General features: G+C 48.7%; 9 protein-coding genes and 1 tRNA gene. 9 read left to right on the top strand and 1 reads right to left on the bottom strand.

What is annotated here, in order from left to right:
• The first annotated feature begins 50 nt into the window (after positions 1-50).
• A tRNA-Ala gene (locus ON064_RS15585) sits at positions 51-123 on the top strand.
• A gap of 62 nt (positions 124-185) precedes the next feature.
• Here the strand turns inward: ON064_RS15585 and ON064_RS15580 are convergent.
• Entirely contained in the window at positions 186-1,265 is a 1,080-nt protein-coding gene (locus tag ON064_RS15580) for a citrate synthase/methylcitrate synthase (protein WP_274625496.1), read from the bottom strand.
• Between the two features lie 103 nt (positions 1,266-1,368).
• Here ON064_RS15580 and ON064_RS15575 point away from each other — a divergent pair, with 103 nt between their 5' ends.
• The 8 genes from ON064_RS15575 to ON064_RS15540 all read left to right on the top strand — a co-directional run.
• Positions 1,369-2,250 (top strand): LysR family transcriptional regulator, encoded by an 882-nt coding sequence (locus tag ON064_RS15575; RefSeq protein ID WP_274625495.1) that lies wholly within the window; start codon positions 1,369-1,371, stop codon positions 2,248-2,250.
• Positions 2,251-2,329: 79 nt separating this feature from the next.
• The gene (locus ON064_RS15570; protein ID WP_241663169.1) at positions 2,330-2,896 is read left to right on the top strand and encodes a GNAT family N-acetyltransferase; all 567 of its coding nucleotides are present in this window, start codon (positions 2,330-2,332) and stop codon (positions 2,894-2,896) included.
• Between the two features lie 67 nt (positions 2,897-2,963).
• A complete protein-coding gene (rocF, locus tag ON064_RS15565; RefSeq protein ID WP_274625494.1) occupies positions 2,964-3,872 on the top strand; it encodes an arginase in 909 nt (302 codons plus the stop codon).
• A gap of 270 nt (positions 3,873-4,142) precedes the next feature.
• Entirely contained in the window at positions 4,143-4,706 is a 564-nt protein-coding gene (gene sigW / locus ON064_RS15560; RefSeq protein ID WP_274625493.1) for an RNA polymerase sigma factor SigW, read from the top strand.
• A 12-nt stretch (positions 4,707-4,718) separates the two neighbouring features.
• Positions 4,719-5,354, top strand: a complete 636-nt coding sequence (locus tag ON064_RS15555) for a zf-HC2 domain-containing protein (protein ID WP_274625497.1) — start codon at positions 4,719-4,721, stop codon at positions 5,352-5,354.
• Between the two features lie 100 nt (positions 5,355-5,454).
• Positions 5,455-6,291: a diadenylate cyclase CdaA gene (cdaA, locus tag ON064_RS15550; RefSeq protein WP_121300978.1), complete on the top strand. Its 837-nt coding sequence runs from the start codon at positions 5,455-5,457 to the stop codon at positions 6,289-6,291.
• Entirely contained in the window at positions 6,284-7,285 is a 1,002-nt protein-coding gene (locus ON064_RS15545; protein ID WP_274625492.1) for a CdaR family protein, read from the top strand. The genes cdaA and ON064_RS15545 overlap by 8 nt, the downstream gene beginning before the upstream one ends.
• Positions 7,286-7,356: 71 nt before the next feature.
• Positions 7,357-8,201, top strand: an 845-nt coding sequence (locus ON064_RS15540) for a phosphohexomutase domain-containing protein (protein WP_483879761.1), incomplete at its 3' end; no start/stop codon positions are given.

Raw genomic sequence — 8,201 nt, 5'->3', positions numbered from 1 at the left:
CGAAGGTTCGAATCCTTCATGGCTCATTTATCTTTGCGCATTTTTCGCGCGGGGCCTTAGCTCAGCTGGGAGAGCGCGACGCTGGCAGCGTCGAGGTCAGGGGTTCGAGCCCCCTAGGCTCCATTGTTCCATGTGCAATCCATGTGTAAAAAGCCCGTATCCATTCAATTGGATACGGGCTTTTTTTAGTTTCCGATATATTCCGATTGTGGCCGGAAAATCACGTTATCTTGCTGTTGTTCTATGGCATGGGCAGTCCAGCCGACAATCCGTGCGATGCTGAAGGTAGGGGTGAATAGTTCAGGCGGCATTTGGATAGACCGCATAATCGCTGCTGCATAAAATTCTACATTGGTATAAAGGGCACGTCCTGGTTTTCGCTCATTTAACAAGTGGGTGATTTTATTTTCCGCTTTGACTGCAAGGTCCAGCCATGGGTCTTCTTGCTGCAGCTGCTGGCATTTTTCACGGAGCAGAATAGCGCGCGGATCTTCTGTACGATATACACGGTGACCGAATCCCATGATTTTCTCACCTTGCGCCAGTTTTTGTTCAATGACCGGATTGATCCTTTCGGGAGACTGGATTTCATCAAGCAATTCAAGCACTCCGGACGGGGCGCCTCCATGCAAAGGACCTTTCATCGTACCGATTGCAGAAACGACGGCAGCGCTTAAGTCGGATTCGGTGGAAATGGTAACACGGCCAGCGAAAGTGGATGCATTCATTCCGTGTTCCATCGTTAAGTTCAAATAGGTTTCCAAGGCTTCAGTTTGTGCGTGTGTCGGTATTTGTCCTTTGATCATCCATAGATAGTTTGCAGTATGACCCAGGTCACTTCTGGGCGCGACAAATTCCTGTCCGGTGCTTTGCCGGTATAGAAGAGCCGTCATTACAGGAAGTGCAGCAGTAAGGGCAATGGCTTGTTGTTGGATCTCCAATTCTTTGAATTCGGCATGCTCATAAGCTGAAACGAGTGTCCGCATGCCATCCATTAATGAAATTTCTTTGGGTAAAACTTGCGCAATGGCCATAAGATAATCCGGCAATTGACGATAGGATTTTAATTGTTCAATAAGTATTGCGAGTTCTTCATTTGAAGCGTGATGGCCGTGCCATAGGAAGTAGGCGGTCTGTTCGAAGCTCTTTTGATTAATCACTTCATTGATCAATGTTCCGCGGTAACGGAGTTCACCTTTATCCCCTTTGACAGATGCAATGGCAGTTTGAACGGCGACAATGCCTTTAAGGCCTTTTTGAAACATGGAAATTCCTCCTTTTTTTCAAGTATAAGCTGAAGGTTTAATTATGAAAATTAAAGATTTATAATTAAGATAATTAAAAAAGATAATTGAAAGGGGATATGAAATGGAGATGCAATGGCTGAGGACCTTTGCAGATGCGGCGGATACCCTGAACTTTCGTAAGACGTCCGAACGCTTGATGCTGTCGCAGCCGAGTGTGACGGTGCATATTCGGCAATTGGAAGAGTATTTGGGGATTCGCCTGTTTGACCGTATCAAGAACCGCGTGGTGTTAACCGAGGAAGGGCGCCATTTTAAACAGCAGGCAGAAACACTGATAGAAAAATTCGATTCGACAGTCGATGAGCTTCAATCATTTGCCCAAGGCTACCGGCGAAAATGGACCATCGCAATCTCTCCGTTAATGGCAGAGACAGTGCTGCCATATATCCTAAAGTCTTTTACGAAAGCACATCCGGACCTTGAGCTGGTTATCCGCGTAGAAGAGTCGGAAGCGATTGAAGAACTGGTAGAGAGCGGGGAAGTGTCTGCTGGCATCTCCGCTTTGCTGCCGGTAAAACGAGTGATTCTCCATGAAGTGGTTTATGAAGATCCTTTGCTGCTCATTGTGCCGAGGGATGCTTATGATGATGAGCGGGGCCCGGTGGTTTCAGCTGAAGAGGTACTGCAGCAGAATTTCATCTTTACGCATCATCATCCCGTTTTTTGGGAAGAGTTGCTGGTGAAATTGCGCGTGCAGTTGCCGGGTATCCGCACGATGACAGTGACGCAGGCCCATATCGCGAAACGGTTTATCCAGGAAGGGCTCGGCGTATCGTTTTTGCCGAAGTCGATGGTGCGCCGTGAGCTGATCGAAGGGCGTTTGATGGAAGCGCGTTTTGACTTGTTCCCGTTGCCTACTGTTGCGACGTATTTCCTGTCCCTCAGCATGGGGGAACTGGAAAAAGATTTTTTGAGCCGTGTGCAATCGGTTTATTTCCGATAAATTAAAGAGGCGATGGTTTTATAGAAAATGGCGGATTTGACGGATGCACTGGTATACTGCAAATAAGGAGGGGATGGATATGTATATTGAACAGCGCAATATTCGGCTTCGTTTGCTGAAACGTGAGGATTTTGAAGCATTATGGGCGCTTTATACACCGGACATCTTCGAATATATGCTGACTAAGGTGGAACGTTTCGAAGATTTAGAAGCGTGGTTATCGGCTGGAATGAACCAATCCAATGTCCTGGTATTTGCCGTAGAGCTTCCGGAAAGCGGTGAGATCGTCGGCACGACCCGCATTTATTCGATTGATGACACGAACAAGAGTTGTGAAATCGGAGCGACTTTCTATAGCGAAAAGGCACAGCGCACACATGTCAATACGGCCGTCAAACATGCGCTGCTAGGCTATTGCTTCGAAGAACGGGAGATGATCCGCGTCCAGTTCAAAACCGATGCTGAAAATATCCGTTCCCAAAAATCGATCGAACGGATAGGTGCGGTGAAAGAAGGGCATTTACGCAACGAACGGATCCGCTCGACAGGTGAACCAAGAGATGCCATCGTCTATTCCATCATTGATCGTGAATGGCCGGAAGTGAAAAAATCACTGGAAGAAAAAATGAATAAATATTCGGAATAATGTCAGGTTGAGCCAAGAGAACCTCAGAGGGTACAATAAATGTATCTTACTGAGGGGGTATAAAATAATGAATAAATTAAATGTTTCTATTATAGGTGTACCAATGGACCACGGGCAAATGCGCCGCGGCGTCGATATGGGGCCAAGCGCAATCCGTTACGCGGGCGTTGTGGACCGTATTGAAAATCTCGGGCACGACGTAAACGACGAAGGCGATATCCAAATCCGCAAAGCGGACGGCAAAGTGGATGAAAACACCAATTTGCGCAATATGGACGTAATTACCGAAGCAACAGAAGCACTCGGAGAAACCGTTTCAGGCGTAGCCAAAGCCGGGAATTTCCCTTTAGTATTGGGCGGCGACCATAGTATTGCGATCGGTACGCTTGCCGGCATTTCAGAGCATTACGAGAATTTGGGAGTCATTTGGTATGATGCGCATGCAGATATGAACACGAGCGAAACGTCGCCATCGGGCAATATTCACGGCATGCCGCTTGCAGCAAGCTTCGGCCATGGCCATGAGAAATTGACTAACATCCGCGGCTATTCGCCAAAAGTGAAGCCAGAAAACATCGTCATCATCGGGGCTCGTTCTGTTGACCCTGGTGAGCGCGAATTGATTAAAGAGCATGGCATCAAAGTGTTCAGCATGCACGAAATCGACAAAATGGGCATGGACCAGGTGATGCAGGAGTCGATCCGTTATTTGCGTGAAGAACGTAAAACGGACGGGGTTCATTTATCGCTCGACCTAGACGGGATCGACCCGATGTATACGCCAGGTGTCGGTACACCGGTGCCAGGGGGCATCAGCTACCGCGAAAGCCATTTGGCGATGGAAATGCTGTTCGATGCTGGATTGATCACATCTGCAGAGTTTGTCGAAGTCAACCCGATCCTTGACGAGAAGAACCGCACAGCTGATGTGGCGGTCGCATTGATTGGTTCATTGCTCGGTGAAAAATTAGTATAAGAATACAAGAGTTGTCCGGAATTTCCGGACAGCTTTTTTTATTTTATAGAATGTATAAGCGATTAGGGACAAGGGTGTAGGACCGCTGAGCGACGTATTGCACGATTCTTATCAGCGAAATAATAAACTGATGAATTCATTCGAAGAACTGGAAATTGGCTGGTTTTTTCTGGCGATGGTTTGATAGGATAGAAGAAGAGAAAAAAATGAAACCTTTTGAGAACTGGACCGTATATAAAAGACAGCCGCATGGCGGAGGGAAATGAGATCATGGATGCGTTAGTGAATAAACGAATAAAACGAGTCATGAAGGGCGACCAAGACGCATTTGCCGAAATCGTGGAGCTGTATCAACATCAGTTGTTCCAGATTTGCTACCGCATGCTCGGCAACCGGCATGAAGCGGAAGATATTGCACAGGAAGCATTTACGCGGGCCTATGTGAACATACACACTTTTGACCAGAAGCGTAAATTTTCGACGTGGCTTTACCGCATCGCCACCAATCTGTGCATTGACCGGATTCGCAAGAAAAAGCCGGATTATCATTTGGATGCGGAAGTCAAAGGCACGGAAGGCTTGAATATGTATTCGAAGATTGCCAATGATGAAGAGCTTCCGGAAGAAGAATTAATGCGGATGGAAGTTCAGGAGCGGGTGCAGTACGAAATAAGCCGCTTGCCGGATAAGTACCGGGCAGCGATTGTGTTAAAATATATCGAGGAATTGCCGCTGGCCGAAATCAGCGAGATCCTGGATTTGCCGCTTGGCACGGTGAAAACGCGGATACACCGCGGGCGCGAAGCACTTCGCAAGCAATTGAGCAATTTGTAGGAGGCGAGCATGATGAATGCGTGTCCGGAAAAAGTCATTCGCATGATGGACGATTACCTCGACGGGGAAATCAGCCCATCAGAGGAAAAAGAACTGAAAGATTCCTTGCAGAGCTGCAGCGACTGCAGAAAAATATATCAAGAACTGACCAAGACCATTGCGTTTGTCCAAAGCGCTTCACACGTCCAGGCACCGTCGGACTTTGTGCAAAAGACGATGGCCGGTTTGCCGAAAGAATCCCAGCGTGTCGGGATGAAACGCTTTATGCGCCATCACCCGCTGATGATCGCGGCGGCACTGTTCGTCTTGTTGATGAGTGCGGCGATGATGTCGAGCTTTAGCGACGACCAGCAGTTTTCATTTACCAAACAAGAGAACTTGGTAGTTGAAGGGCAGACGGTCGTCGTTCCGGCAGGCCAAACAGTTGTCGGGGATTTAACGATCCGCAATGGCGATCTGCGTGTGGACGGTGAACTTGAAGGAGACGTGACGATTGTCAACGGCCAGTATATGGCATCGAGTGGCGTCATTAACGGCGAAATCGAGGAAATCGACCAAGTATTCGAATGGCTCTGGTATACGATCAAAGGGACATTCCAGGATGCCGTCAGCTTTTTTGGCGGCAATGACCAATCAATAGACGAGTAAAGCCCATCCATTCATTGGATGGGCTTTTTGCATGGGGGCAGATGTCTCGGGATATGATATACTGAAACTATATGTACATGGAGAAAAGCGAGGGTTGCAGATGCCTTTTTTGGAAAACTTCAATGACCAGACTCCGCTTCAGATGATCGGAAATGTTATCGACATCCTGTTGGTCTGGTTCGTTATTTACAAACTTATTACTGTCATCAAGGGAACGAAGGCTGTCCAATTATTAAAAGGAATCTTCTTTATCATCATCGCGCGTCTTGTGACCCAGGCGCTCAACCTGGAAACGCTTGGTTGGATTATGCAGCAAGTGCTCGAATGGGGTTTTCTTGCCATCATCATTATCTTCCAGCCGGAATTGAGACGCGCACTCGAACAGCTCGGGCGCGGGAAATTATTCTCGAGCAGTACACTTAATGAAGAATCCGAGCGCAACCGCTTGATTGAAGCGATGAGCAAATCGGTCAGCTATATGGCGAAACGCCGCATCGGGGCACTCATTTCGATTGAGCGTGAAACTGGGCTCAGCGAATACATAGAGACGGGCATTCCGATGAATTCGGACATCACTTCCGAATTGATGATCAATCTATTCATTCCGAATACGCCGTTGCATGACGGTGCGGTCATCGTCCAGAAGAACCGCATCGCTGCGGCTGCCTGTTATTTGCCGCTGTCCGAGAGCCCGTTCATTTCGAAAGAGCTGGGGACGCGCCACCGCGCAGCACTCGGCATCAGTGAAGTGACGGATGCCATCACAATTGTCGTATCGGAAGAGACCGGGGCAATCAGTTTGACGGCGAACGGCGATTTGCACCGCAATTTGTCGCTCGAAGACTTTGAAGTGAAGCTCCGCCGTATCTGGTTCGGCGTCGAACAACAACAGACGGCAAGTTCTTGGTGGAATTGGAGGGGGAAAAAGAATGGATAAGATGATGGACAATCCGTGGTTTCTTCGGATCATGGCATTATTCCTGGCCTTTCTGCTCTTCTTTTCCGTCCAGACGGAAAATAATACGACCACCACTGAAACTGGAAGAGTGTCGGAAATGATCGAAGACGTGGAACTGCAAGTGTATTACGATGAAAGCTTGATGGTCAGCGGCGTGCCGGATACGGTCGACCTGTATTTGAGCGGACCGGCAAGCATTATCCAGACGACGCGCCAGCTCGATGACTATACCTTATTCATTGATTTGCGCAGCCTGCCTTTAGGGGAGCATCAAGTGCCGATTCAGACGGAAAACCTATCGGAACAACTAAGCGCACGCGTGGACCCGGCATTCGTTAATGTCGTGCTCGAGGAGCGGGTGTCCCAGGAATTCGATATCGATGCTGAAATGAACGAGCGCTTGCTTGCAGAAGGCTTTTTGCTGGAAGGCTTGACTGTGGAGCCGGATACCGTCACGGTGACGGGCCCACAAAGCGTCATCAACGCCATCAGCTTCGTTAAGGCGACCGTGACAGGCGACCCGGAAATCAAGGAATCCTTTACGGCTGAAGCTCGCGTGCGCGTTTTGGCAGAGGATTTAACGAAACTGGACAATGTCACGATCGAGCCGGAATCCGTGGCAGTTGACGTTACGGTAGAGGAATACAGCCGCGAGCTGCCGGTACGCATCGAATCGACTGGCGATCCGCAGACAGGCATTACCATCAATTCCTGGACGCCTACAAGTGAACAAGTACGAGTCTTTGGGCCGCGTAGTGTAGTGGATGCGATGGAGGAATATGTCATCGAAGTGGAAGCGAACAGCGTCACGGCCTCCGATACTACGGTGACAGTGGAATTGCCGATTCCATCGGGCGCGTCCGGGGTTTCTCCAGGAGAGATGCAAGTAGAAGCAGACATTTCAGTGGATGAATCTTTGGTCGTACCGGAAGAGTTGGAAAATCCGGAAATTGCCGAAAGTAATGAAGAATAAAATAGCTAAAAATGTAAAATTAGGTTAATATAAACAAATCATAATACAGAGTGATTGAAGGAGCGAAAAGCATGGGAAAATATTTTGGGACCGATGGTGTACGAGGGGTAGCCAATAGCGAATTGACGCCGGAACTGGCATTTAGGCTTGGGCGTTTTGGCGGCTATGTCTTAACGAAAAGCTCAAAGGAAAAACCGAAAGTGCTCGTAGGGCGAGATACACGAATTTCCGGGGAAATGCTTGAAAACGCATTAGCGGCTGGATTATTGTCAGTCGGTGCAGAAGTCATGCGCCTCGGCGTCATCAGCACTCCAGGTGTTTCATATCTGACACGCGTCATGAGCGCGGAAGCGGGAGTCATGATTTCTGCTTCCCACAACCCGGTCGCAGATAATGGCATCAAATTCTTCGGTTCAGACGGCTTTAAATTGTCGGACGACCAGGAAGCAGAAATCGAAGCCTTGCTCGATGCGGAAACTGACGATCTGCCGCGCCCGACTGGCGGAGACCTCGGCAGCATCACCGAATATTTCGAAGGCGGCCAAAAATACATCCAGTATTTGAAGCAAACAGTGGATGAAGAATTCGATGGCATCCACGTGGCGCTTGATTGCGCGCATGGTGCGACATCAACATTGGCGACTCATGTGTTTGCCGATTTGGATGCGGACATCAGCTCGATGGGTGCTTCGCCGAACGGCTTGAACATCAACGAAGGTGTCGGTTCGACACATCCTGAAGCACTTGCGAAGCTGGTCGTGGATAAAGGTGCCGATGTTGGCCTTGCCTTTGATGGCGACGGTGACCGTTTGATTGCGGTAGATGAAAAGGGAACGATTGTCGACGGCGACCAGATCATGTATATTTGCGCGAAGCATTTGAAATCAGAAGGCCGCTTGAAACAGGATACAGTCGT

This window comes from Planococcus sp. A6, assembly GCF_028823615.1.
GTDB lineage: Bacteria > Bacillota > Bacilli > Bacillales_A > Planococcaceae > Planococcus.
Note: the sequence above shows the minus strand (reverse complement) of the source record. Positions and strands in the feature narration are given on the sequence as shown.

What these genes read in the sequence shown, in the direction of transcription:
- rocF (WP_274625494.1), top strand. Translation starts at nt 2,964, where the DNA reads ATGAATAAATTAAATGTTTCTATTATAGGTGTACCAATGGACCACGGG.
- ON064_RS15580 (WP_274625496.1), bottom strand. Translation starts at nt 1,265, where the DNA reads ATGTTTCAAAAAGGCCTTAAAGGCATTGTCGCCGTTCAAACTGCCATT.
- sigW (WP_274625493.1), top strand. Translation starts at nt 4,143, where the DNA reads ATGGATGCGTTAGTGAATAAACGAATAAAACGAGTCATGAAGGGCGAC.
- ON064_RS15555 (WP_274625497.1), top strand. Translation starts at nt 4,719, where the DNA reads ATGAATGCGTGTCCGGAAAAAGTCATTCGCATGATGGACGATTACCTC.
- cdaA (WP_121300978.1), top strand. Translation starts at nt 5,455, where the DNA reads ATGCCTTTTTTGGAAAACTTCAATGACCAGACTCCGCTTCAGATGATC.
- ON064_RS15570 (WP_241663169.1), top strand. Translation starts at nt 2,330, where the DNA reads ATGTATATTGAACAGCGCAATATTCGGCTTCGTTTGCTGAAACGTGAG.
- ON064_RS15545 (WP_274625492.1), top strand. Translation starts at nt 6,284, where the DNA reads ATGGATAAGATGATGGACAATCCGTGGTTTCTTCGGATCATGGCATTA.
- ON064_RS15575 (WP_274625495.1), top strand. Translation starts at nt 1,369, where the DNA reads ATGGAGATGCAATGGCTGAGGACCTTTGCAGATGCGGCGGATACCCTG.